21 protein-coding genes and 1 riboswitch are annotated in these 23,121 nt (G+C 61.2%); of the genes, 11 read left to right on the top strand and 10 right to left on the bottom strand.

Annotation, left to right across the window (positions count from 1 at the left end):
- Nucleotides 1–84: 84 nt before the first annotated feature.
- Nucleotides 85–1,038: a FecR domain-containing protein gene (locus JAO85_RS01620; protein WP_202787297.1), complete on the bottom strand. Its 954-nt coding sequence runs from the start codon at nt 1,036–1,038 to the stop codon at nt 85–87.
- A gap of 5 nt (nt 1,039–1,043) precedes the next feature.
- On the bottom strand, nt 1,044–1,550 hold the full coding sequence (locus JAO85_RS01615; RefSeq protein ID WP_202787296.1) for a sigma-70 family RNA polymerase sigma factor: 507 nt from the start codon (nt 1,548–1,550) through the stop codon (nt 1,044–1,046).
- A gap of 395 nt (nt 1,551–1,945) precedes the next feature.
- On the opposite strand from JAO85_RS01615, the gene JAO85_RS01610 reads away from it, so the two are divergent.
- The gene (locus JAO85_RS01610; protein WP_202787295.1) at nt 1,946–3,775 is read left to right on the top strand and encodes a sensor domain-containing diguanylate cyclase; all 1,830 of its coding nucleotides are present in this window, start codon (nt 1,946–1,948) and stop codon (nt 3,773–3,775) included.
- A gap of 220 nt (nt 3,776–3,995) precedes the next feature.
- On the opposite strand, the gene JAO85_RS01605 is transcribed toward JAO85_RS01610, so the two are convergent.
- Nucleotides 3,996–4,235, bottom strand: coding sequence for a DUF3820 family protein (locus JAO85_RS01605; protein WP_012838051.1), 240 nt, complete (start codon nt 4,233–4,235; stop codon nt 3,996–3,998).
- A gap of 166 nt (nt 4,236–4,401) precedes the next feature.
- Here JAO85_RS01605 and JAO85_RS01600 point away from each other — a divergent pair, with 166 nt between their 5' ends.
- Nucleotides 4,402–5,187, top strand: a complete 786-nt coding sequence (locus JAO85_RS01600) for a MetQ/NlpA family ABC transporter substrate-binding protein (protein WP_003055852.1) — start codon at nt 4,402–4,404, stop codon at nt 5,185–5,187.
- A gap of 242 nt (nt 5,188–5,429) precedes the next feature.
- Here JAO85_RS01600 and JAO85_RS01595 read toward each other — a convergent pair whose 3' ends face one another.
- From JAO85_RS01595 to JAO85_RS01580, 4 genes are all read right to left on the bottom strand, one after another.
- Nucleotides 5,430–7,064: a SpoVR family protein gene (locus JAO85_RS01595; RefSeq protein ID WP_003062951.1), complete on the bottom strand. Its 1,635-nt coding sequence runs from the start codon at nt 7,062–7,064 to the stop codon at nt 5,430–5,432.
- Nucleotides 7,061–8,329, bottom strand: coding sequence for a YeaH/YhbH family protein (locus tag JAO85_RS01590; protein WP_054074087.1), 1,269 nt, complete (start codon nt 8,327–8,329; stop codon nt 7,061–7,063). Before JAO85_RS01590 ends, JAO85_RS01595 begins: the two co-directional genes overlap by 4 nt.
- A 76-nt stretch (nt 8,330–8,405) precedes the next feature.
- Nucleotides 8,406–10,328, bottom strand: a complete 1,923-nt coding sequence (locus JAO85_RS01585) for a PrkA family serine protein kinase (protein WP_003062956.1) — start codon at nt 10,326–10,328, stop codon at nt 8,406–8,408.
- 464 nt (nt 10,329–10,792) lie between these two features.
- Nucleotides 10,793–11,692: an EamA family transporter gene (locus JAO85_RS01580; RefSeq protein WP_034351893.1), complete on the bottom strand. Its 900-nt coding sequence runs from the start codon at nt 11,690–11,692 to the stop codon at nt 10,793–10,795.
- A gap of 88 nt (nt 11,693–11,780) precedes the next feature.
- Between JAO85_RS01580 and JAO85_RS01575 the strand changes: the two genes are divergently transcribed.
- Nucleotides 11,781–12,257, top strand: a complete 477-nt coding sequence (locus JAO85_RS01575; RefSeq protein WP_039048560.1) for an Lrp/AsnC family transcriptional regulator — start codon at nt 11,781–11,783, stop codon at nt 12,255–12,257.
- Between the two features lie 164 nt (nt 12,258–12,421).
- Nucleotides 12,422–12,730: a hypothetical protein gene (locus JAO85_RS01570; RefSeq protein WP_003062961.1), complete on the top strand. Its 309-nt coding sequence runs from the start codon at nt 12,422–12,424 to the stop codon at nt 12,728–12,730.
- A gap of 58 nt (nt 12,731–12,788) precedes the next feature.
- Here JAO85_RS01570 and JAO85_RS01565 read toward each other — a convergent pair whose 3' ends face one another.
- Nucleotides 12,789–13,439 carry a LysE/ArgO family amino acid transporter gene (locus JAO85_RS01565; RefSeq protein ID WP_003062963.1) on the bottom strand — a complete coding sequence of 217 codons (651 nt, stop codon included), beginning with the start codon at nt 13,437–13,439 and terminating at the stop codon, nt 12,789–12,791.
- 91 nt (nt 13,440–13,530) lie between these two features.
- Between JAO85_RS01565 and JAO85_RS01560 the strand changes: the two genes are divergently transcribed.
- On the top strand, nt 13,531–14,451 hold the full coding sequence (locus JAO85_RS01560; RefSeq protein ID WP_039048559.1) for an HTH-type transcriptional regulator ArgP: 921 nt from the start codon (nt 13,531–13,533) through the stop codon (nt 14,449–14,451).
- A 1-nt stretch (nt 14,452) separates the two neighbouring features.
- Here JAO85_RS01560 and JAO85_RS01555 read toward each other — a convergent pair whose 3' ends face one another.
- The gene (locus tag JAO85_RS01555) at nt 14,453–14,782 is read right to left on the bottom strand and encodes a hypothetical protein (protein ID WP_202787294.1); all 330 of its coding nucleotides are present in this window, start codon (nt 14,780–14,782) and stop codon (nt 14,453–14,455) included.
- Nucleotides 14,783–14,796: 14 nt separating this feature from the next.
- Complete coding sequence (locus JAO85_RS01550; protein WP_003062966.1) at nt 14,797–15,291, bottom strand: DUF2721 domain-containing protein; 495 nt, start codon at nt 15,289–15,291, stop codon at nt 14,797–14,799.
- A 260-nt stretch (nt 15,292–15,551) separates the two neighbouring features.
- Nucleotides 15,552–15,795, top strand: a riboswitch (cobalamin riboswitch).
- Nucleotides 15,796–15,951: 156 nt separating this feature from the next.
- Here JAO85_RS01550 and JAO85_RS01545 point away from each other — a divergent pair.
- The 6 genes from JAO85_RS01545 to cobW all read left to right on the top strand — a co-directional run bounded on the left by JAO85_RS01545 (nt 15,952) and on the right by cobW (nt 23,086).
- Entirely contained in the window at nt 15,952–18,084 is a 2,133-nt protein-coding gene (locus tag JAO85_RS01545) for a TonB-dependent siderophore receptor (RefSeq protein ID WP_237734657.1), read from the top strand.
- A 70-nt stretch (nt 18,085–18,154) separates the two neighbouring features.
- The gene (locus JAO85_RS01540; protein WP_237734656.1) at nt 18,155–19,216 is read left to right on the top strand and encodes an ABC transporter substrate-binding protein; all 1,062 of its coding nucleotides are present in this window, start codon (nt 18,155–18,157) and stop codon (nt 19,214–19,216) included.
- Entirely contained in the window at nt 19,213–20,349 is a 1,137-nt protein-coding gene (locus tag JAO85_RS01535) for an iron ABC transporter permease (protein ID WP_202787292.1), read from the top strand. The genes JAO85_RS01540 and JAO85_RS01535 overlap by 4 nt, the downstream gene beginning before the upstream one ends.
- Nucleotides 20,349–21,164 (top strand): ABC transporter ATP-binding protein, encoded by an 816-nt coding sequence (locus tag JAO85_RS01530; RefSeq protein ID WP_202787291.1) that lies wholly within the window; start codon nt 20,349–20,351, stop codon nt 21,162–21,164. Before JAO85_RS01535 ends, JAO85_RS01530 begins: the two co-directional genes overlap by 1 nt.
- A complete protein-coding gene (locus JAO85_RS01525; protein ID WP_202787290.1) occupies nt 21,161–22,018 on the top strand; it encodes a (2Fe-2S) ferredoxin domain-containing protein in 858 nt (285 codons plus the stop codon). Before JAO85_RS01530 ends, JAO85_RS01525 begins: the two co-directional genes overlap by 4 nt.
- Nucleotides 22,019–22,039: 21 nt before the next feature.
- Complete coding sequence (gene cobW / locus JAO85_RS01520; RefSeq protein ID WP_087864173.1) at nt 22,040–23,086, top strand: cobalamin biosynthesis protein CobW; 1,047 nt, start codon at nt 22,040–22,042, stop codon at nt 23,084–23,086.
- Nucleotides 23,087–23,121 lie beyond the last annotated feature (35 nt).

Here is a 23,121-nt window from a genome sequence, read left to right as displayed (position 1 = left end):
ATGAGTGGTTCACCTTGCTTGCCAAACAACTTCCCGGAAAGTCTCACCTTCGTGCATTTTTTTGAAGATGCCTTGCTTGTGAACTCAGCGGGCCGCCACCGTGACCCAGTAACCCTGCCAGCGCCGGTGCACCGTCACGGCGTAGGTTTCGGCCAGCATGGCCAAGGCCCGGTCGGTATCGGCCAAAGGGTACGCGCCCGACACTTTGGTGGACACCACCTCCGGGGCACAGTGCAGCAGGCCGGGCCGGTAACGCGACAGCTGGGCGCAGACTTCTGCCATGGGCATGGCGTCCGCCACCAGCATGCCGTGCACCCAGGCCAGTTGCTGCGGTCGTACCGTCTGCAGCTCCCCTGCTCCCAGCGCAGTCAACCTCGCCCAGTTGCCCGCGGGCACCACCAGCGCCGGCCCGGAGGCTCCGAGTAATGTGACTTCGACCGCACCCTGGGTTACGGCCAGATCCACGAATTTGCCCTCGCTGTTCTGCTGCACCGAAAAGCGTGTGCCCAACGCCCGAAGGCGCCCCACGGCCGTCGCCACCAGCAACGGCCGGTCCACGCCACTGGGATCGGCAGCAGTTTCCAGCAAGATCGAGCCCCGGTGCAGATGTATCAGGCGCTGATGAGCATCAAACCGGACATCGACGGCCGTTCCTGTATCCAGCAGCAAACGGCTGCCATCGGCCAATGTCACGAGGCGCTGCTCGCCCGCGACAGTACGCAGGTCGGCTGCCCACCCCTGCTGCTGTGCCAAACGCCAGCTCATCCAGCCACCAGGCACGGCGGCCAGCAAAACAGCCAGCCTGGCCACAGCGGCCCGTCGGCTGCGACGCTGTGATCGGCCCAGCGCCGGCATGGCCAGCGCCGGCGGCAACCCGCCCAGCTTGTCCATCAGCCGCTCGGCCCGCATCCAGGCACCTTCATGGGCCGGACTGGCCCGGCGCCAGCGCTCGAAGGCAACGCGTTCGGCGGCCGTCAGGCCTTCATCGTTCAGACGGACCAGCCAATCCGCAGCCTCGTCCAGCAAACGTGCATCCATTGCAGTCATTCCATCAACGCCAGACACTGCCTGAAAGCCTGGGCCATGTAGCGCTTGACGCTGGTCAGCGATACGCCCAGCTGCGAGGCGATATCGTCGTACTTCATGTCCTCGAGCTGCGAAAGCAGAAAAGTGCGCCGTACCAGCGGCGGCAAGGCATCAAGCATGGCATCTATCTCATGCAGGGCCTCCAGCACCAGGGCCCGGTGCTCCGGCGACGGTGCTTCAGGTTCCGGCAACAGGGCCAGAGCCTCCAGATAGGCACGCTCCAGCGCCTGCCGCCGGCACCAGTTGACAAGCACCCCTTTGGCCACGGTGGTCAGATAAGCACGCGGCGACTCTAGACGCGGCGGCTCACGCACGCCCAGGATACGGACAAAAGTGTCTTGAGTCAGATCTGCTGCGTCAAAGGCATTGCTGACCTTTCGGCGCAACCAGCCCTGCAACCAACCGTGATGATCTGTGTAAAGCGCTGCGACTTCACGATGGGAGGCTGTTTCGACAACGGGCATGGTGCAATGGGAATAGATCTCAAAAAGACATCAAATGATATCAATTCTCATTTCTGTTTTCCTCAATGCCTTCACTATTTCCGCATATGCTTCAGAGCCATCTTCTGCCGGAACGCATCGCCTTGTGCCCGTGACAAGCATGGAGAAAGGGGTCGGCCCTGCACAATCACGCACCGGGAACACATCGGAGTCTGGACCCCCACTTCTGGTCATTCGCGCAGGCGGCGCCCATCTCGGGCGAATGCTCGCAGCAAGCTCCCGACACCTGCTGGATGATTGCAAGACTATTGCGCTGTTGAGCTCTGCGATGCTTTACTCGGCAGGTGGTTGATGCAAATGTCCGGAACCGAGCCGTTTCCGACCCAGGTTGGTATTCAAGGACCTCAAGAATCAAGATGACAAGCTTTCGCTCTCACAAGCTTTTGCATCGCATCGTGCTCGGCAACCTGCTGGTAGCGGCCTTGCTGTGCTTTGCCACCTGGCTTGGCGTGCATGCCAATTACCGCGCGGACATGGACCTGGGAGTAGCCGTCACCAGGCACCAAGCGCGCAGCCTGAGCTTGGAGCTGGCTGCCGAGGTGCGACTGGTGGACAACGCTCTGTCGTCGATTGCCAGTCGTTACCGCGCGCGCAGCCTTGACGGACTTTCCGCGGCCAACTTTGCCTTGTACGAAATGCTTCAGGAACAGCGTGCCCTGATTCCTTTTGTCACCGCCCTGCGCATCACAGACAGTGCTGGCGAGGTACTCATCACTCCCAGCGAAATTGATGTGCCGTTTTCAGTGGCGGAACGCGCCTATTTCGCTCAAGCCCGCGAAACGGACCGAATGGTGGTGTCCGAGCCTCTGATCAGCCACTCCTTCGGAAAATGGTCCTTCGTGCTGGCAAGGCGTCTTCAGGCCGAGGGCGGCCAGTTCCAGGGCATCGTCTATGCCATTGTCGCGGCCGAACATTTTCACCAGCTATTCCAGCGCCAGTCGTTCGGCACCAGCAGCGCCATGGCATTGCGCACCGATCAGGCACTGCTGGTCGCGCGCTATCCGGCTGCAAGCCAGGATGCCGACGCAGGTATCGGCAAGGCCGCTGTCTCGTCCGAATATCACCAGGCCATCAGCCGCAACAGCGAGGAAGGCTGGTACATCACACCGACCCTGATCGATGGCGTGGAGCGCATCACGGCCTACCATCGGCTGCCCGGATATCCTCTGACGGTGTTTACCGGGCTGGGTACGGAAGCCTATATGGCCATGTGGCGCGCCTCCGCCTGGCGTGCATGGGGTCTCGCCGGCTTGTGCATTGCCCTGATTGCTTTGGGTTCGGTAGCCCTGTACCGGCTGCAGCAGCGTGAACGCCGCATCCGCAAAGAGCAGGAGCTGCTCATCAACAATGACCTGATCGGCATGGCTCGCCTGCGCGAGCGCAAGATCGTCTGGACCAACCCCGCCATGCGCCGTCTGCTCAAGCAGCCAGCAGCTGCACTGCAGGGTGCATCCACGCGCATGCTTTACCCCGACGAAGCCTCCTACAGGCGTATCGGCGAAAAAGCCTATGGCTCTTTGCTGGCTCGGGGCAAATTTCACGCGCAGTTCCAGGTGCAGAATGCCGAGGGCAAGCTTTTGTGGGTGGATGCATCCGGCACACTGCTGAATGCCGAAGAGTCGCTGTGGATTCTGGTGGACATCGACGCCCTCAAGCGAGGCGAACAAGCCGCCAATCACCTTGCCAACCACGACGCTCTGACGGGTCTGGCGAACCGCCGAGCACTTGAGGAAACGCTGAACCAGGAGCTGGCTGACGGCCAGATGCTTGCCGTGTGCTTCATGGATCTGGATGGTTTCAAACAGGTCAACGACACCCAGGGTCACGACGCAGGCGACGAGGTTTTACGTGTGGTAGCTGCCCGACTGACGGCCCAGGCCCGTGCCGGCGACTGCGTTGCCCGCCTGGGCGGCGATGAGTTCGTGGTGCTGCTATCGGGCTTGCACACTCCCGGTGAGGCCATGTCTGTCATGAAGCGCTGCATGGAAGCCGTGCGCCAGCCCATTGCACTGAATGGTGGAGTGATGGTGCAAGTCGGCAGCAGCATCGGTATCTCCATCAGCACCGCAGATAGTTCCTCGGCCAACCTGATGCAGAGTGCGGACGAGGCCATGTACTCGGCCAAACATGCAGGCAAGGGACGCATTGTTCAGCATTCGGACCTCTCGCAAGACTCCGAGGCTTGAGGCCGCCCCCTGCGACCAGCTTCATCTGTATATGTCCAGAGCCTAGGATTGACAACGCCTTCAGGACCAAAGCAGGTCATTTTGGAGACTCGCGGCCTGGCCGCAGTCGGCCAAGCCCAAGTGCCAGTCACCTGCTTCCGGCCAAAGGCAAACTGCCAGGGCTTTTGCAGGCCCGCCTGCCGCATATTCATCTGGCCGACCGCAGCCAGCCCTCTCTTGCCTATTCCTGTGCTCTTGGCGGCAGCCCTGCAGCCTTGCGAATGGGCTCCAGCAAACCGCTGAGTCCGTTGTGGTCAAGCTCCTGCATCAAGGCCAGCAACTGACCGATCTCGCCCTTGGGAAAGCCCTCGCGGGCAAACCAGTTGAGGTAGTTGCCGGGCAGATCGGCAATCAAACGGCCCTTGTACTTGCCATAAGGCATAGGCACGCGCACCAGGCGCTCCAGCATTTCGGGATTCATGGCTGCAATCGAAATCAGATTTTGTATAAAAAACGACGCTCTTATAACCAAATAAGAAAAATGTCCTGCAGACGTCGGTACACGGCACTAGACTATGCACCTTAGTTCGCTGCGGTCCAGATGAGGCCCGGAATTTATTGCAACTTGCTGAAGAAGGTCAGAACCAATGTTGAAGAAAGCTCTCTCTGCTATCGCTATTGCCACTCTGGCGCTGTCGGCCCAGGCTGCTGACGTGCTCAAGGTGGGCGCCACGGCCGTTCCTCACGCCGAAATCCTCAATCACATCAAGCCCGCACTGAAGGCTCAGGGCATCGATCTGGAAATCAAGGAGTTCAGCGACTACGTGCAGCCCAATGCTGCCGTGGAAGACAAGCAGCTGGATGCCAACTTCTTCCAGCACCAGCCCTATCTGGACAGCTACAACAAGGACCGCAAGACCTCGCTGGTGGCCGTACCCAACGGCAAGGTGCATGTGGAGCCCTTCGGTGCCTACTCCAGCAAGATCAAGAACATCAAGGATCTGAAGAATGGCGCTACCGTGGCCATTCCCAACGACCCCTCCAACGGCGGCCGTGCACTGATTCTGCTGGCCAAGCATGGTCTGATCGAGCTCAAGGATCCCAAGAGCCTGACCCCCACTGCTCTGGACGTCGTCAAGAACCCCAAGAAGCTGAAGTTCAAGGAACTGGAAGCGCCTTTGCTGCCCCGCGCACTGGCTGATGTCGACCTGGCCCTGATCAACACCAACTACGCAATCGAAGCCAAGCTCAACCCCACCAAGGATGCCCTGTTCATCGAAGGTGCCGATTCGCCCTACACCAATATCGTGGTGGCCCGCAAGGATCGCGCCAACGGCGCCGACATTGCCAAGCTGATGAGCGCTCTGCACTCTGCAGACACCAAGAAGTTTATTCAGGAAAAGTACAAGGGCGCCGTGGTTCCCGCGTTCTGATTCGCAAAGGCCTTAGAGACGTTGGCGCTCCCATCCTCTACAGGGGATGACGGCCGCGCTGCGAAGAGCACGGTGGGCACAGGCACCTGCTGTGGCCCCGGGGCCGGACAGAACTGGCCGCCGGCCACACTTGACGACCTGACTCAGAAAAAAGCGCTGCTTCTGCAGCGCTTTTTCTTTTGATTTGATCGCTTATAGCGCTTTACAGGCAAGGGCTTCAGGCAACTTCCACTTGAGATGTCTCAATGCGAGGGTGCAGGCACCGAGTGCAGCAATACCGGTGTCTCGCCATCGCCGTTGACGCTTTCCAGATGCACGCCAAATCCCCAAAGGCGAGCCACATGCTTGAGCACCTCCTGTGCATCTTCTGCCAGCGGCCTGCCCTGGTACTGGGTATGCCGCAGAGTAAGACTGCGGTCGCCGCGCAGATTCACGCTCCAGGCCTGAATATTGGGTTCGCGCGTCCCCAGGTCGTATTGCTGAGACAGCAACTGGCGCAGTGTGCGGTAGCCATCTTCATCGTGAATGGCACTGACCAGAACATCACGTTCCTCAGGATCATCGTGCAGAGAGAACAAACGCATGTCGCGTATCAGGTGCGGGCTCAGAAACTGGCCAACAAAGCTCTCGTCCTTGTAATTGCGCATGGCGTGGTGCAGCGCTGGCAACCATGGTGTGCCGGCCATGTCGGGAAACCAGCGGCGGTCCTCTTCGGTCGGCTTTTCGCAGATCCGCCGAATATCACGGTACATGGCAAAGCCCAGCGCATAAGGATTGATGCCGCTGAAGGCCCGGTGGCCAGCGGGCGGCTGGTAGATCACATTGGTATGCGATGACAGCCACTCCAGCATCACGCCATCGGTCAGCCAGCCCTCGTCATACAGAGTGTTGAGCAAGGTGTAATGCCAGAAGGTGGCCCAGCCCTCGTTCATCACCTGAGTCTGGCGCTGCGGATAGAAATACTGGGCGATCTTGCGCACGATGCGCACGATCTCTCGTTGCCAGGGTTCGAGCAAGGGAGCGTTCTTCTCGATGAAATAGAGGATATTCTCTTCGGGCTCTCGGGGAAAGCGCTCGCTGCCTTGCGTCGTGCTGTCCTTGTCCTTGTCCCTTCGGGCTGGAAGCGTGCGCCACAGCACATTGACCTGTTGCTGCACATAGGCTTCACGTGCCTCTCTCTCGGCGCGCTCGCGCGACAGGCTTTTATGCGAGGGACGGCAATAGCGGTCCACACCAAAGTTCGACAACGCATGGCAGGAATCCAACAACTGCTCCACGGTGTCGAAGCCATAGCGTTCCTCGCATTGCGCCACATAGTCGCGTGCATAGACGAGATAGTCGATGATGCTGCCCGCGTCGGACCACATGCGAAACAGATAATTGTTCTTGAAAAAGCTGTTGTGCCCATAGGCTGCATGCGCAATCACCAGGGCCTGCATGGCCGTGCTGTTCTCCTCCATCAGATAGCTGATGCAAGGGTTGGCATTGATGACGATCTCATAGGCCAGTCCCATATGGCCTCGTCGATAGCGGCGCTCCGTGGCCAGAAACTCCTTGCCATAGCTCCAGTGCCGGTAATTGACCGGCATGCCCACGCTGGAATAGGCATCCATCATCTGCTCGGCCGTGATGATCTCCAGCTGATTCGGATAGGTATCCAGACCGTAGCGCTCAGCCGTGGCAGCAATCGCCGCGTGATACTGTTCGATCAGCTCGAAAGTCCAGTCGCTGGGGTCGGGCAAGGGAGACGCCGGTCGCTGGGACGCCATCAAAGGTGCCTGCGGCACATCGCGAAAGCGCGGCTCCCCCTGGGCATGCGAATTTCCGGCCTTTCTGCTGGCGCTGAGGTCCAGCACGGGATAGAGATTGAGGTTCATATCGATACCCCATCCTTCTTGAAGAGATCGCGGAACACCGGGTAGATCTCGTTGGCTGCCGATACCTTGCGCATGGCGAAATGGGGGAATAGCGGCAGCAGGCGGCTGTACTCTTCCCAGAGACTCTGCTCCTCGAGCACCACTTGCAGGTAAGCGTAGTAGCGCACCAGCGGCAATATTCTTTCGGCCAGAAGGCTGTGGCATTTGCCGCCGTCGTCGCTGAAGTTGTCGCCATCGCTGGCCTGGGCCACATAGATATTCCAGTCGTTGACCGGGTAGCGGGCCCTGATGATCTGTTCGAGCAGGACCAGCGCGCTGCTGACTACCGTACCGCCGCTTTCCGTGGAGTGAAAGAACTCGTCTTCGCTGACTTCTGCGGCCTGGGTGTGGTGGCGGATGAAAACAATCTCGATCTTGTCGTAATGCCTTGTGAGAAACAGATACAGCAGGATGAAAAAGCGCTTGGCCAGCTCCTTGCGCTCCTGATCCATGGAGCCGGACACGTCCATCACGCAGAACATCACGGCCTGGCTGCTGGGCACGGGCACCTTGCTGCGATTGCGAAAGCGCAGATCCAGTTGCTCCAGGAAAGGCACTGCGCCGATACGCTCACGCAAGGTATCGATACGGCGTTGCAGCTCGGCTACTGACTCACTGGTGCCGTCATCCTGCGCCAGCAGAGCTTCAAGCTGTTCTTCCAGTACCTTGAGCTCACGGTGCGGAGCTTTGGTCAGCGCAATGCGCCGCCCCAGGGCGCCGCGCATCGTGCGCACCAGCGCCAGATTGCTGGGCGTGCCGTCATGGCTGTAGCCGGCGCGCCTTGTCTTGTATTGCAAGGTATTGCCGATGTGGTTGCGCAGCAGGCGCGGCAGCGCCAGATCTTCAAAGAAAAGCTCCATGAACTCTTCCTTGGTCAAGGTGAAAGTGAAGTCATCCTGCCCCTCACCGCTATCGCTGGCCTGCGATCCCGAACCGCCGCCCCCACCAGGCGGCCGGGCAATGCGATCACCGCGCACATGCTCGCGATTGCCAGGCAGCACCATATCGCGGATACCGCCCTGACCATGCCTGAAGACCGGCTCCTGAATGTCTTTTTTCGGAATGGTGATGCTTTCCGCCTGATCGATATGGCGGATGTCGCGCGCAGACACGGCTTTGCGCACCGCCTCCGCGATCTGCTCTTTGAAACGCCGCACAAACCGCTCGCGGTTGCCTACCGATTTATTCTTGCCTGCGAGCCTGCGGTCGATGATATGCAGTGCCATCTGTGCTCCCATCTCCAGGGGCTGTTCTCAACTCAACCGTCCTGTCGGTGGCCGCGCCGGGCCACCGACACCGCTGTCAGCTGCTCTTGCGCACGCGCAGATACCACTCGCAAAGCAGACGCACTTGCTTGGGCGTATAGCCCTTGGCTTCCATGCGAGTGACGAAGTCCTCATGCTTGCGCGCATCTTCAGCACTGGCCTTGGCGTTGAAGCTGATCACCGGCAGCAACTCCTCGGTGTTGGAGAACATCTTTTTCTCGATCACCACGCGCAGCTTCTCGTAACTGGTCCAGCTGGGGTTCTTGCCCTGGTTGTTGGCCCTGGCCCGCAGCACGAAGTTGACGATCTCGTTGCGGAAGTCCTTGGGGTTCGCAATGCCGGCCGGCTTTTCCACCTTCTCCAGCTCGGCATTGAGCGCATTGCGATCGAACACCTCGCCGGTATCGGTGTCGCGGTATTCGCTGTCCTGAATCCAGTAATCGGCGTAGGTGACGTAGCGGTCAAAGATATTCTGACCGTACTCGCTATAGCTCTCCAGATAGGCAGTCTGGATTTCCTTGCCGATGAACTCGGCATAGCGCTGGGACAGATATTCCTTGATGAAACCTATGTACTTGGTCTCCAGCTCGGCCGGAAATTGCTCGCGCTCGATCTGCCGCTCCAGCACATACATCAGGTGCACGGGATTGGCCGCCACTTCGGTGCTGTCGTAATTGAAGACCTTGGCCAGTATCTTGAAGGCAAAGCGGGTGGAGATGCCCTCCATGCCCTCGTCCACGCCCGCGTAGTCACGGTATTCCTGATAGCTTTTAGCGCGCGGATCAGTGTCCTTGAGACTTTCGCCGTCATAGACCTGCATCTTGCTGAAGATGCTGGAGTTCTCTGGCTCCTTGAGGCGCGTGAGCACGGAGAACTGCGCCATCATCTTGAGCGTGCCAGGCGCGCAGATGGCGTTGGCCAGCGAAGACTCCCGGATCAGCTTCTCGTAGATGCGGACTTCCTCGCTCACGCGCAGGCAGTAAGGCACCTTGACAATGTAGATGCGATCAAGAAACGCCTCGTTGTTGCGGTTGTTGCGGAAGGCCTTCCATTCGCTTTCATTGCTGTGCGCCAGCACCACGCCATCAAACGGAATCGCGCCAAAGCCTTCCGTGCCCTTGTAATTACCTTCCTGCGTGGCCGTCAGCAGGGGGTGCAGCACCTTGATCGGAGCCTTGAACATTTCCACGAACTCCAGCAGGCCCTGATTGGCCAGGCACAGGCCACCCGAGTAGCTGTAGGCGTCGGTGTCGTCCTGCGAAAAGTTCTCCAGCTTGCGGATGTCCACCTTGCCCACCAGGCTGGAAATATCCTGGTTGTTCTCATCGCCGGGCTCGGTCTTGGCAATGCCTATCTGCTTGAGGATGCTGGGGTAGCGTTTGACCACTCGGAACTGGCGAATGTCTCCGCCGAACTCCTCCAGCCGCTTTACGGCCCAGGGCGAGAGTACATGCTGCAGACTGCGGCGCGGAATGCCGAACTCGTCTTCCAGCACCGGGCCGTCTTCCACGGGGTCGAACAAACCCAGTGGCGACTCGTTCACAGGCGATCCCTTGAGCGCGTAGAACGGTGCCTTTTGCATCAGGTATTTGAGACGCTCTGCAATCGAGCTTTTACCGCCGCCCACAGGTCCCAGCAGATAGAGAATCTGTTTGCGTTCCTCCAGGCCCTGGGCCGCATGGCGAAAGAAGCTCACCACCTGCTCGATGGCATCTTCCATGCCGTAGAACTCAGAGAATGCGGGATAGCGACGGATGACCTTGTTGGCAAACAGACGCGACAGCACGGGATCGTTGCGGGTATCCACCATTTCGGGTTCACCGATGACGGACAGCATGCGCTGTGAGGCTCCGGCGTAGGCCATGGGATCACGCTGGCAAAGGCTAAGGTACTCGTCCAGCGACATTTCTTCTTCACGCAGGCGAACGTAGCGTGCTGCGGAATTGCTGATGACATCCATATGACCTCCCGTGGCGGCACCAGGGCTCGAATCAGTGCCGCAAAGTTGCAAGGCATTCGTTACCGTGTGCGTCCGTTGTAGCACCTCGCTCCTAATTTGAATAGACCGAGATTCCTACAAATACGCAGTAGCCACGACAGCCAAAACCGCAAACCGGATAGCGCAAAAATCGGTCAAAAAATATGACTCGAAATGAGCATAGAAGCCAGTCCTCATGGAAGCAATAAAGCCCCCTATCTATCTGCCATCATTCAAGATTTCGACGACTCGCAAAACTGATCGGAACATTGCTTTACAGGTAATCTGGGTGGCAACAAAAAACGCTGCACAAGCAGCGTTTCGAACTATTGCAGCTACAGAAAACAGAGCTTGCCGCTCAAATTCCAAGGGTTATTCACTAGAAATATTTCGGCAAAGCATTGATGTGCAAGCGCTAGCAGCATCTCTTTTCATAGCATGGGTATTCATCCGGAAGTGGCAGCCGAAGCATCCACCACGGGCGATTTGGTACCTGCGCGCGTCACGGCGCTGCCCATGGCCGCAGCCATGATGCAGGCAATGGCGGTCCACTGCGTGGCCGTCAGGTTCTCGCTGAGCAGCAGCATGCCCATCAGTGCTGCAATGGCAGGCTCGGTCGCCAGCGCGATGCCGAAGGTGGCAGGCGGCAGACGGCGCAGAGCCAGCATTTCCAGTGAGTAAGGCAAGGCACTGGAGATGGCCGCCACCATCAGCCCGAACAGCAGAATCGACGGCGTCAGCAACTTGACTCCAGCCTCTGCCACACCAAACGGCACCACCACCAACGCCGCGCACAGCAAGCCCAGGGAGACGGCCTGGCCGCTGGGGATATGGCCCAGCCTGCGCCCCAGAACGATGTAGGAGGCCCAGCAGATGGCGGCTCCGAGTGCGCAGGCAATACCCACCGGGGACAGGTGGAGGCCCGAAGCACTGCCACCCAGAGGAAGAATCAAGGCCAGGCCGACAACCGCCAGCGCCAGCCAGATAAAGTCCAGCGCGCGGCGTGAGTAGTAGATGGCCACGGCCAGCGGTCCTGAAAACTCGATGGCCACGGCCAGGCCAAACGGAATATCGCGCAGCGCCATGTAGAACATCAGATTCATGCCGCCCAGTGCCATGCCGAAAACCAGCAGAGCCAGTGCCTGCTGACGGTTGAGCGACCAGCGCCAGGGCCGCCAGACGCACACCAGAATCAACGCGGCAAAACCCACTCGCAGTGCCGATGTGCCCTGGGCACCAATCAAGGGAAACAGCTGCTTGGCCAGCGAAGTCCCCAACCCGAGTGCAGTGACCGAGCCCAATACGGCCAACACGGGCCACCAATGATTCCAGCTGTTTTTTGACATAGGTGGGTACGATATTGCATGTCACCCGCGAAATTTGCTCGTTTTCAGCCCTGAATCTGCAAGTTTCGCTCTCAACCCATCCAACACCATGCCTGCTGCCGACCTGGACTCCTTTGACCACGCGATTCTTGCCCTGCTCCAGCGTGACAACCTCATGCCGCAGCGTCTGATTGCTGAGCACATCAACCTCTCGGCCCCAGCCGTGCAGCGGCGCATCAAACGATTGCAGGAAACCGGGGTGATTGCCGCCAATGTGGCCGTGCTGGCGCCCGTCAAGGTGGGCCGCACGCTGACTGCGGTCATCACCGTGCAGCTGGTCAACGACAGGCCGGATCTGTCGCGCGGCTTCAGGGCGCGTATCGCCGACGAAGCGGCTGTACAGCAGTGCTTCTATGTGACGGGCGAAACCGACTACATCCTGGTCGTCACGGCAACCGACATGGATGATTACCAGGCCATCTGCAAACGCCTGTTCGAAGGGGACGAGAACATTCGCCGCTACAGCACCTCGATCGCGCTGGAGCGCATCAAGACAGGTCTGCAGCTGCCGTTGTCTGCGCCATAAGGCGGTTCCGCCGTGTGACCGCCCGGCCGGAGTTGATGCAGGACGAGGTCCGCCATTTTTCATGGAGATTGGCACTGGCGCCACCGGAAACAAAATGCAACAATTGCGTCATAAACCGGCTCAGATTCCGCACACAAACAAGAGTCCACTCTTGAGGAGACACGATGAACGCTTCTTCCGCCACCTCGCCCGATATGGCCACGCTGGTTGCCGATCGCACTCTGGACAAATATGCCAAGGACTACTTCCCCCGGCGCGAGCAAGTGACGATTGCCTTTCGTGGCGACATTGCCGAGAGGCACAACTACGACAAGATCCGCCCGCTCTCCGAAGCTCAGCGCCATGGCAGGCATATTGTGGTGATCGAGGGCCAGAGCCAGAAGACCGGAGCCACAGGCCACTACCGCATTGAATGCAATAGCTGGAACCTCATCGAAGCCGTGGGTCTGTGGGAACAAGCCGCAGAAGCTTGAAACCCGATGTGGGGGTGAGAGAGAGCCTGCAATGAATGGCGCTGGCGCACCTTGAGACTCAAATCTCCATTCCCAAAGCGCTGTTCGCCACCCACCAGGCCAGACACAGCATCATCACACCGGTGATACCGTCCATGACGCGCCAGGCACCGGGGTTGGCAAACAAGTGCTTGAGACGGCGCCCCGCCATCGCCAGCAGAACAAACCAGAGGCAGCTGGCCGAGGCCGCACCCATCACGTAGGACCAGCGGCCCGCACCCTCCTGCTGGGCGCCAATCGAGCCCATCAGCAAGACCGTATCCAGGTACACATGAGGATTGAGCAAAGTGATGGCTGCCAGTGCAGCCAGCACGCTCATCATTCCGCGTGGTGCAGCCCTGCGCTCGCCGGCCTCCATGGCGGCATCCGGGGCCAGCCACATGCGCCGCAAGGCGAAAAGGCCATAGGCCAGCAAGAATGCGGCTCCGCCCAGCGTCAGATACTGGGCCAATGCCGGATAGCTGGCCAGCATCTGCGCCATGCCGGCCACCCCCAGCGCAACCAGCAGCCCGTCGCTGAGCACACACAGAGCCACGCAGGCCTTCACATGTTCGCCATGCACTGCCTGTCGCAGCACATACAGGTTCTGGGCACCTATGGAAACGATGAGCGAAGCGCACACCGTAAAGCCTGCAATCCAGGCGGAATAAAAATTAGTTGTCATGTCCATGAGCCGCTGACTCCTCCAAACCGGCCCGGATTCTTGCTCTGCGAAGCAATTAAGTAAAATTACATTTACTCAATTCAATGAAGAATTTCTAATGCTGGACTACGCGGGACTGGAAGCGCTTGCCGCCGTATTGCGCGAGGGAAGCTTCGAGCGTGCGGCGCGCAAGCTGCATGTCACCCCCTCCGCCATCTCCCAGCGCATCAAGCTGCTCGAGGAACGCGTGGGACAGGTGCTGGTGCTGCGCGGCACGCCTTGCACCGGCACGGAGGCCGGCCGACGCCTGTGCCTGCATGTGGAGCAGGTGGCGCTGCTGGAAAACGATTTGCGGCGCAAGAACCCCGAGCTGGTCCCCGAAGGACAGACCGCCCTGCCCACGCTGAAGCTGGCGGTCAATGCCGACTCCCTGTCGACCTGGTTCATGGATGCCATGGCAGCCTTCACGCAGGATGGCAACGAGCTGCTGGACATCAGCATTGACGACCAGGACCACACGGCCAAACGCATCAAGGAAGGCGAAGTCATGGCCGCCGTCACGGCCACGGGCTCGGCGATTGCAGGCTGCAACACCTGGCCGCTGGGCCGCATGCGCTATATCGCCGTGGCCAGCCCGGTGTTTGTGCAGCGCCACCTGGCCCAGGCCGAGTCGGACCGGGAGCTGGCACAGATGCTGGCCAAGGCGCCAATGATGTACTACGGCCGCAAGGACAGCCTGCAGGACCAATGGCTGCACGGCCTGGGGCTGGACGGACGGCGCAACAATGCGCGTCACTTTCTGCCCTCCAACCAGGGCTACACCCGTGCCGTGGAACTGGGCATGGGCTGGGGCATGCACCCGGCCCAGCTGATCACCCCGCAGCTGGCCAGTGGCGATCTGATGGAACTGCTCCCGGGCAGAGATCTCCACATCCCCATGTACTGGGCCCATACCCGCAATGCCCAGGCCAGCCTGCAACGCCTGACCGACTGCATCATCCATGCCGCAGCTGCCTGGCTGGAGCCCATGAAGGACTAGTTCAGTCGGCTGAAGACTTTTTCAGGCCGTAATAGAACACCCAGGCAGCCGCCAGGTAGAGAAAGGGATAAAGCGCCAGATAAGGCAGCAGATGCAGATAGGCCGACCATCGGTCGGCCGCGAAAAGGCTTGCATACACCAAGGCCGCGAGCAATGCCCCGCTGCCCGTCAGCAAAGCGGCATAGGCCAGCAAGGTGGCCAGACGCAAGACCGGCCTGCCGCGCTCGACCAGCAGCACCCGGCCCGAACGCAGTTGCACGGGAATCTGATAGAGGCGAGCAAGGGCCATCAGGAAGACGATGGGCACCAGGATCAGAGGCAGGAAAAACATGTCTCGCAGCGCAATCAGGGGCGATGCTCGGACTCCACATGGCGCACGGCCGCCCTGGCCTGGGTGAGCATATGAAAGTCCAGAATGCGTGTCGCCATGATGGTCTCCCAGAGGAAGCAGCACAGCGCCAGCACAAAGGCCAGCACCCCCAGCAGAAAGCTGAAAACGGCATAGCCGTGGCCGCTGACGCCGTAGGCCTGGCCCACGAACAGCAGCACGATGGTCAGCCCTATGCACATGCCGCACAGCGTCAGCAGCGCGATGGAGACGTTGGCCAGCCGCCCGCGCTCGCGCAGAAAATGCAGCTCCTTGAGGTGGCGGGCGATCAGATCGTGATCGTCCAGGGTGCGCAGGCTTTCCTCCAGCTTGCGGGCCCGGTCAATGATGCGGGCCAGCCGCCCCGCTACGGAGCCAATCATGCCGGCCACGGCAGTCAGAAAAAAAACCGGCGCAACAGCGAGCTGAATGCTGTGGGTGACGGTCTGTGCGTCGATGGACCAGATGCTCATGGTGTCCTCAAAATCGGGGGCTGTCTCAGCCTCTATTTTTATGCACAAATATCAGCTCAGTTTTGACTGAATTCATTCAAAAAACAGCCATGGCTGTTTTTCTACTGCGCCAGATGTTTGACGACAATTGGCATGCCTGCCGCAATGCCGGTGCTGGACCTGTGTCTGTCCTTGTCGCCATGGATCCCGCCTCGCAGTCACTACCGATGGCTGCTGCTATATAATTTTTCGCGAACGATCTTTCAGACTGCGGTCTGTCAAGCTTGTTCAACGTAGCAGGTGCCCGATGTTTCATCGGGTTAAACGGGAACAAGGTTCGAAGCCTTGGCTGCCCCCGCAACGGTAAGCAGATCAATCCACTTCACGGCTTTTGCACCAGCAAGAGCCAGTCACTGGCGTTCTACGTGGCCTCTTCAAGAGGTGCGCGGCAGCGCTGGGAAGACGAAGTGGCATGCCTCGCGCAATCTGCCAGCCCGGATACCGGCCTGTTAAGCGCTGACCGTCCGGGTGCAACTCCGGCAGTCGGCATTTGCAACGACCGTCTGCGGGGAGCAGCGTGACGGCAGCTGATCGGCGACAGGCGCGCACATCCAGGCGCACTCCAGACGCCGGTCATGGTCTCGTCACATGCATGCAGGCTGGTCAGTTCTCGCTGACGACATGAAATCTTTCGCCCTGCCTGCTGCCCTGATCGGCCTGGCACCTGCCTTGACCTTGGCCGCAGAACCTTCGGCCAACAGCTCAAGCCCCTCCACTTTCTCCTCGGCAGCACAACTGCCCACCGTACAGGTCACGGACAACGCCCCTGGCGGACTGGGTCTGTCGCAGCCAACAACATCGGGCAGCCGGACCGGCATCGCCACCCGTGACCTGCCCGCCAGCCTCGACTATGTGGACGAGCAGACCTGGCAGGAGCGCGGTGATAGCCGCATGGCCGACATCATCGGCCGCACCGTGGGCATGACGCCACTGTCTGCCACCAGCTACAGCAGCCTGTCCTTCAGCACGCGCGGCTTCACCGGCACCAACTCGGTGGGCATCGCCGAAGACGGCGTGCGCCTGAGCGTGGCCTCGTCGACCACGCCCTACCCTGCCAACAGCTGGGGCTATGAGCGCGTGGAAGTGCTGCGCGGCCCTGCCTCCATCGTCTATGGCACGGGTACCGTGGGCGCCACGGCCAATGTGGTGCGCAAGCAGCCCAGCAAGGAGACGGTGCGCGAAGTACTGGTCGGAGCCGGCTCGCACGGTACGGCCAAGCTTGGTCTGGGCATGGGCGGCGCGCTTAGCGACACGCTGAGCTACCGCCTGGATGCCTATGGCCACCACACCAATGGCGAGCACGACATGAGCCGCGCCAGCGGCGGCAAACTGATGAGCACGCTGCGCTGGCAGCCCACGGCAGCCCTGCGCATGGAATTGCTGGCCGATGTCAGCGACGAAAAACCTGCACGCTATTTCGGCACGCCCACCGTGAACGGTGCCATCGTGCCCGAGCTGCTGGGACGCAACTTCAACACCGCTGACAGCGATATCCGCATCAAGGACAAGCGCGTGCGCGCCCGAGCCCAGTACCAGGTCAACGACTGGCTGAGCGTGAGCAACGAGCTCTACCATTTCAAGGCCGATCGCTACTGGCGCAACATCGAAGCCTATAGCTACAACCCCAGCAAGCAGCAAGTGACGCTGGGTGACTATCTGGAGCTGGCCCACGATCTGGCCCAGACCGGCAATCGGCTGGAAACCACCATCCAGGCCGGTGCACACAAAGTAGTAGCGGGCTGGGAGGTAAGCCGCGCCCGGTTCAACTTTGCACGCAACGACTATGCGGGCAGCGCGACCATCGGCGTGAACGAGCCTTCGCTGGGCTACTGGCCCAATACTTCGCCCATGCTGCCAAGTTATCGCACTCAGGCCACCACGCATGACTTCTATGCCGAGGATGCCTGGACGCTGAGCGACAAATGGCTGCTGCTGGCCGGCATACGCCGCGCCCTCACGGACTTTGAGCGCAATGACCTGGTGGGCAGCGGCTCCTTCGACAAACGTCTGAACGGAACGGCCTGGCGCCTGGGTCTGACGCACAAGCTCAGTGCCCAGACCAGCCTCTACGGCCAGCTATCCCAAGGCCATGACCCCGTCACCAATGTGCTGACCCTGAACCTGGGCAACAGCCCCTTCAAGCTGACCACGGCACGCCAGATTGAGCTGGGCCTGAAGCAGCAGTTCGCCCGGGGCCAGGGCGAATGGACGGCCGCTACCTATCGCATCGAGAAGAAAGACATCATCACGCGCGACCCGAACAACGCTTTGCTGTCCGTGCAAGGCGGCAAGCAAAGCTCGCAGGGGCTGGAGCTGAGCGCGGTGATGCGCCTGTCGCCCAACTGGCGTCTTGAGGGTAATTACGCCTTTGTCGACGCCAAGTATGACCAACTGATCGAAGCCGGTGGCGCCGACCGCTCCGGCAAGCGTCCCACCAACGTGGCGCGCAACACCGCCAATCTGTGGGCCCACTACACCACCCACAACACCCTGGGCCGCTGGCAGGCATCGCTGGGCGCACGTGCCGTGGGCAGCCGCTTTGCGGACAACGCCAACACCGCGCGCAGCGGCGGCTACACCGTCTGGGATGCTGCACTGAGCTGGCGTCCCCAGCCGCACAGCACCTATCGACTGACGCTGCGCAACCTGACGGACAAGCTCTACACCTACTCGGCCGTCTCCAGCGCCAGGGCGGCACAGGCTTACCCGGGTGAGGGGCGGCGCGTCGATCTCACGGCCGAGTTCACGTTCTAAGTGCCATGCATCGCTTTGATATCAGTAGCTGCCTGTGCTTGTATTTTCTTGAGTTCAGACACTTTTAGCCATGAAGTCCTTTAAATACATGCGCCAGCAGCTCCTGTTACTGAAGCAACCGCTATGGTTTGTCGCGGTGCTGGCTTCGGCAGCAGCGCTCAGCGCCTGCGGCGAAAGCCATCAGGCCGGCAGCATCCCGCAAGCCTCGACCAGCAAGGCGGCAAAAACAGCGCTCACCATCGATGTCTGCACCCAGCCCGTGGTCTATGACAAAGTTCCGCAGCGTGCCGTGGTGCACGGCATCAATCTGCTGGAGATGTTTCTTGCCCTGGGCCTGCAGGACAGGCTGGCGGGCTATGGCGGTCTGCGCGACATCAGCCGCCTGCCCACCGCCATGCAGCCGCTGCTGGCCGGCGTGCCCGATCTGTCCAGCCAGGGCATGAACCTGGAGACCCTGCTCAACGCCCAGCCGGACTTTGTCTTCAGCGGCTGGTCCTATGGCTTCAGACCCGGCCAGATCACTCCTGCCAGCCTCAAGGAGCTGGGCATTGCCAGCTATGTGCTCAGCGAATCCTGCATACGCCAGGTGGCTCGCGAGCGCGTTTCGCTGGAAGACACTTTCAACGACCTGCTCAACCTGGGCCGCATCTTTGACATCGAGGCACGCGCCCAGGCGCTGGTGGGCAAGCAGCGCGCCCAGCTACAGCGCGTGACCGATGCCCTCCAGAACGTGAGCCACAAACCCAAGGTCTTTGTGTTTGACAGCGGCACAGACATCCCCGTCACCACGGGCCGCTATGCCATGCCCCAGGCCATGATCGAGGCCGCGGGCGCAACGAATATCTTTGACGATCTGGACAGCAGCTGGATGCGCGGCAACTGGGAAGACGTGATTGCCCGCGAACCGGACTGGATAGTCATCGTCGATAACGACAGGCCCGTGGCCGACGGCAAACGCCAGTTTCTGCTGGCCAAGCCCGAGCTGGCCCACCTCAAGGCCATACGCGAGCAAAAGTTCGTGCTGCTGGAGTTTGCCGAGGCAACGCCAGGCCCGCGCAATGTCGCCGCCACCCAGCGCCTGGCCCATGCGCTGCACCCCGAGCAGATACCCGAGCAGGTGAGCGAGCCATGATGCAGACCGCCGAACCTCCAAGCAGTGCGGATTCGTGCAGCGCCACCTCCAATGCTTTCTCGGCCCAGCGCCGTCAACTGGCACTGTGGCTGGCGGCGTTGATCGCGCTGCTGCTGCTTTCGCTCACGCTGGCCATCACGCTGGGGCCGGTGCGCATGGCGCCGCAACTGGCATGGCAGATCACGGCGCATGAAATAGGCCAGCAGCTCAACAACCTGGGCTTGAGCTTTGGTGGGTCCGGAGGTGACTGGACCGTGGCCCAGCAGCAAATCGTCTGGCGCGTGCGCCTGCCGCGCGTGCTGCTGGCCGCTCTGGCGGGAGCAGGACTGGCCGTGGTGGGCGTGGCCATGCAAGCCATGGTTCGCAACCCCTTGGCCGACCCCTATCTGCTGGGCGTGTCGTCTGGCGCTTCGGTAGGCGCGGTCAGCGTGCTGGCCTTTGGCACACTGGCGTTTGCGGGCGAGCTGGCCCTGCCGCTGGGCGCTTTTGGCGGCGCGCTGGCCGCCTGCACCACGGTGTACTTTCTCGCCCATGCCCAGGGCAGGCTACTGGCCTCGCGCCTGATTCTGGGCGGCGTGGCCATTGCCTACTGCCTGGGCGGCGTCACCAGCCTGATCGTGCTCACGGCCGATCAGCGCGAGCTGGCTAACTCGGTGCTGACCTGGACGCTGGGCAGCCTGGCCGGCACGCGCTGGGACGAGCTGGGCCTGCCAGCCTTGCTGCTGCTGGCTGGCGTGGTTCTGCTGCTGACGCAGGCGCGCTCACTCAATGCCCTGCTCGCGGGCGAAGAAACCGCCATGACGCTGGGCGTGGACACCACGCGCACCAGGCGCTGGCTGTTTGTGCTGGTCTCCCTGGTCACCGGCGTGCTTGTGGCGCTGACCGGGCCCATCGGCTTTGTGGGCCTCATCGTGCCTCATGTCACACGCATGCTTGTAGGGGCCGAGCACCGCAGCGTGCTGCCCGTGGCAGCGCTGGTGGGCGCCATCTTCCTGGTCTGGGTCGATGTGTTCTCGCGCATCAGCTTTGCCCCGGCCGAGGTGCCTGTGGGCGTCATCACCTCGCTGCTGGGCGGCCCCTTCTTTGTCTGGATGCTGTGCCGCAAGAATGCCCGGGAAAGGCTGAGCCTGTGATGTTCCAAGCCCATCAAGCTCAGGCACCCAGCCACAGCGAGCTGCTTTTGCAGGCCAGTCAGCTCAACTTTCAGGCCGCAGCGGCGCATATCGTGCGTGATGTCAGCCTGCAGGTGGCGCGTGGCCAGTTCGTGGGCCTGCTCGGGCCCAACGGCAGTGGCAAGTCCACGCTGCTGCGCATGATCTACCGCATCCTCAGACCCGCCAGCGGCACGGTCTGTATGCAGGAGCGCGACGTCTGGCGGCACAGTGCCCGCGACAACGCCCGTGCCATGGCCGTGCAGGCACAGGAAAATGCCAACGAGTTCGATCTGCGCGTGCGCGATGTGGTGCTGATGGGACGCACGCCGCACCAAAGCGCCTTTGACAAGGACAGCGCGCAAGACTTTGCCATCGTCGCCCAGTCGCTGGCGCGGGTGCAGGCCCAGCCACTGACCGAGCGCATGTTCTCCACGCTCTCGGGCGGTGAAAAGCAGCGCGTGCTCATGGCCCGCGCACTGGCCCAACAGGCACCGCTGCTGGTGCTGGATGAGCCCACCAACCACCTCGACGTGCGCCACCAGTTCGAGCTGATGAATCTGATTCGCGGCCTGAGCCTGACCACTTTGGCCGCTCTGCACGAGCTGCCGCTGGCCGCGCATTACTGCGACCGCATTTACCTATTGCAGCACGGTGCACTGGTGGCGCAAGGCACTCCGAACGAGGTGCTGACGCCAGAGACCATTGCCCGTGTCTACGGCGTGCGCGCCCAGGTGCACACCAGCGCACGCACGGGCAAGCCCGTGATCGAATTCATGCCGGATGAGCTGCTATGACCCAGACCAGCAATGAGCCCACGCCCTCTTTACCTGCAGCCAACGCCGGCCTGGCCATCGTGGTGCTCAGCCGCGGTGCGGCCTATGCGGGCGGCCTGACGGAACTGAGCGATCTGGCAACGCAGCTTGAGGCCCGGCTGGCTGCCGCACAAACGCCTGTGCTGCGTGTGCAACCCGCCTTTGTGGACCGAGCACAGCCTGCCTTGCCCGAAGCGCTGGACCTGTGCGCCGATGCCGATCAGATCCTGATCTTGCCCGTCATGGTGCCCGACGAGCCTTCGCTGCGCCGCTGGCTGCACAAGCTCATCATGCGCTGGCGCGCCAAGCAACAGGCTGAAGGGCAACCCGGCAAACACGCCCCTCGCATCGTGTTTGCTCAACCCCTGCTGCAGTTGCCGACGTTGGCCGAGCTGCTGGCCGCCACCATTCCCAGCGCACTGCAACAGCCCGATGTGCCGCAATTGCTGGCCGATGAAGACTGGGAGCGCGACCCCAAAGCCTGGTCCCAAGTGCCGGAGCACCAGCACCATGTGCTGTGGTGCGTGGGCCCACGCTGCGCGGCCAAGGGAGCCGTCGCGCTGTGGCCGCAACTGGCACGCACCGTGCAGCAAAACCCGCTGCTCAAAAAGCAGGTGATGCTGCTGCAAACCAGCTGCCAGTACCCGTGCAATCACGGTCCGCTGATGATCGCCTACCCCGAAGGCGTGTGGTACGGCCCCATGGATGCCACGACGATCGAGCCCGTGCTGACAGCCCATGTGCAACAGCATGACTGCCCCCACGAACACCTGCGCGTGCATGGACCACGGCCCGCACTGCACGAATCAGTTTTACCTGTCGAATTTCCCTGTTGATCCCCATCCGGAGAGTGATCCATGCAAACCACCAAAATCCCCGCCACCATCGTCACCGGCTTTCTCGGCAGCGGCAAGACCACGCTGATGCGCCATATTCTCGAGCAGGCCAAGGGCCTGCGCGTGGCGGTCATCGTCAACGAGTTCGGCGAACTGGGCATTGACGGCGAAATCCTCAAGACCTGCGCCATAGGCTGCAAAGAAGAAGGCGGCGCAGACGGCCAGATCTACGAGCTGGCCAACGGCTGCATGTGCTGCACCGTGCAGGAAGAGTTCTTCCCCGTCATGAAGGCCCTGGCAGAACGCCGCGCCGACATCGATGTGCTGCTGATCGAGACCAGCGGCCTGGCCCTGCCCAAGCCCCTGGTCCAGGCCTTCCAGTGGCCCGACATTGCCAATGTCTTCACCGTCGATTCCGTGGTCACCGTGGTCGACACGCCCGCTGCGGCTGCCGGCCAGTTTGCCCATGATCCGCATGCCGTCGATGAACAGCGTCAGGCCGACCCCAATCTGGACCATGACGCCAGCCTGCATGAGCTGTTCGAGGATCAGCTCTCGGCCGCCGACCTGGTGGTGCTGTCCAAAGCCGATCTGGTCACGGCCGAACAACTCGGTCAGGTGCGAGCCCTGGTGGCCGAAGAAGTACCTGCCAGCGTGAAGATGATCGAAGCCGTGCAGGGTCAGGTGCCCCTGAACGTGCTGCTGGGCCAGCATCGCGCCGCCGAGCTGTCGATCGACGACAAGCACAGCCACCATGACCATGACGAAGACCATGACCACGATGCCTTCGACTCCTTGCACCTCGACCTGGGTGCCGTGGACCGTGAGCGCCTGATGCAGGCCTTGCAGTCCATCGTTGAGCAACATGGCGTGCTGCGCGTCAAGGGCTTTGCCGCCTTGCCGGGCAAGAAGATGCGTCTGCTGGTGCAGGGCGTGGGCCGCCGTTTTGATGCCTATTTCGACCGTGCCTGGGCCGACGGCGAAGCTGCGGCCACGCGTCTGGTGTTCATCGGCAAGCAGCTGGACGCCGCCGTGCTGCGCCAGGCCTTACTGGGCGCCCAGGCATAAAATCCAGCCAAATCGGCCTCTATCGCTTTACTGGC

This window comes from Comamonas sp. NyZ500 (assembly GCF_016772095.1).
Lineage (GTDB): Bacteria > Pseudomonadota > Gammaproteobacteria > Burkholderiales > Burkholderiaceae_C > Comamonas > Comamonas thiooxydans.
This window is presented reverse-complemented; position numbering and strand designations above follow the sequence as displayed.

What these genes read in the sequence shown, in the direction of transcription:
- JAO85_RS01580 (WP_034351893.1), bottom strand. Translation starts at nt 11,692, where the DNA reads ATGTCAAAAAACAGCTGGAATCATTGGTGGCCCGTGTTGGCCGTATTG.
- JAO85_RS01570 (WP_003062961.1), top strand. Translation starts at nt 12,422, where the DNA reads ATGAACGCTTCTTCCGCCACCTCGCCCGATATGGCCACGCTGGTTGCC.
- JAO85_RS01620 (WP_202787297.1), bottom strand. Translation starts at nt 1,038, where the DNA reads ATGGATGCACGTTTGCTGGACGAGGCTGCGGATTGGCTGGTCCGTCTG.
- JAO85_RS01585 (WP_003062956.1), bottom strand. Translation starts at nt 10,328, where the DNA reads ATGGATGTCATCAGCAATTCCGCAGCACGCTACGTTCGCCTGCGTGAA.
- JAO85_RS01615 (WP_202787296.1), bottom strand. Translation starts at nt 1,550, where the DNA reads ATGCCCGTTGTCGAAACAGCCTCCCATCGTGAAGTCGCAGCGCTTTAC.
- JAO85_RS01590 (WP_054074087.1), bottom strand. Translation starts at nt 8,329, where the DNA reads ATGGCACTGCATATCATCGACCGCAGGCTCGCAGGCAAGAATAAATCG.
- JAO85_RS01610 (WP_202787295.1), top strand. Translation starts at nt 1,946, where the DNA reads ATGACAAGCTTTCGCTCTCACAAGCTTTTGCATCGCATCGTGCTCGGC.
- JAO85_RS01530 (WP_202787291.1), top strand. Translation starts at nt 20,349, where the DNA reads ATGTTCCAAGCCCATCAAGCTCAGGCACCCAGCCACAGCGAGCTGCTT.
- JAO85_RS01525 (WP_202787290.1), top strand. Translation starts at nt 21,161, where the DNA reads ATGACCCAGACCAGCAATGAGCCCACGCCCTCTTTACCTGCAGCCAAC.
- JAO85_RS01565 (WP_003062963.1), bottom strand. Translation starts at nt 13,439, where the DNA reads ATGGACATGACAACTAATTTTTATTCCGCCTGGATTGCAGGCTTTACG.
- JAO85_RS01545 (WP_237734657.1), top strand. Translation starts at nt 15,952, where the DNA reads ATGAAATCTTTCGCCCTGCCTGCTGCCCTGATCGGCCTGGCACCTGCC.
- JAO85_RS01535 (WP_202787292.1), top strand. Translation starts at nt 19,213, where the DNA reads ATGATGCAGACCGCCGAACCTCCAAGCAGTGCGGATTCGTGCAGCGCC.
- JAO85_RS01540 (WP_237734656.1), top strand. Translation starts at nt 18,155, where the DNA reads ATGAAGTCCTTTAAATACATGCGCCAGCAGCTCCTGTTACTGAAGCAA.
- JAO85_RS01595 (WP_003062951.1), bottom strand. Translation starts at nt 7,064, where the DNA reads ATGAACCTCAATCTCTATCCCGTGCTGGACCTCAGCGCCAGCAGAAAG.
- JAO85_RS01600 (WP_003055852.1), top strand. Translation starts at nt 4,402, where the DNA reads ATGTTGAAGAAAGCTCTCTCTGCTATCGCTATTGCCACTCTGGCGCTG.
- JAO85_RS01550 (WP_003062966.1), bottom strand. Translation starts at nt 15,291, where the DNA reads ATGAGCATCTGGTCCATCGACGCACAGACCGTCACCCACAGCATTCAG.
- JAO85_RS01555 (WP_202787294.1), bottom strand. Translation starts at nt 14,782, where the DNA reads ATGTTTTTCCTGCCTCTGATCCTGGTGCCCATCGTCTTCCTGATGGCC.
- cobW (WP_087864173.1), top strand. Translation starts at nt 22,040, where the DNA reads ATGCAAACCACCAAAATCCCCGCCACCATCGTCACCGGCTTTCTCGGC.
- JAO85_RS01605 (WP_012838051.1), bottom strand. Translation starts at nt 4,235, where the DNA reads ATGAATCCCGAAATGCTGGAGCGCCTGGTGCGCGTGCCTATGCCTTAT.
- JAO85_RS01560 (WP_039048559.1), top strand. Translation starts at nt 13,531, where the DNA reads ATGCTGGACTACGCGGGACTGGAAGCGCTTGCCGCCGTATTGCGCGAG.
- JAO85_RS01575 (WP_039048560.1), top strand. Translation starts at nt 11,781, where the DNA reads ATGCCTGCTGCCGACCTGGACTCCTTTGACCACGCGATTCTTGCCCTG.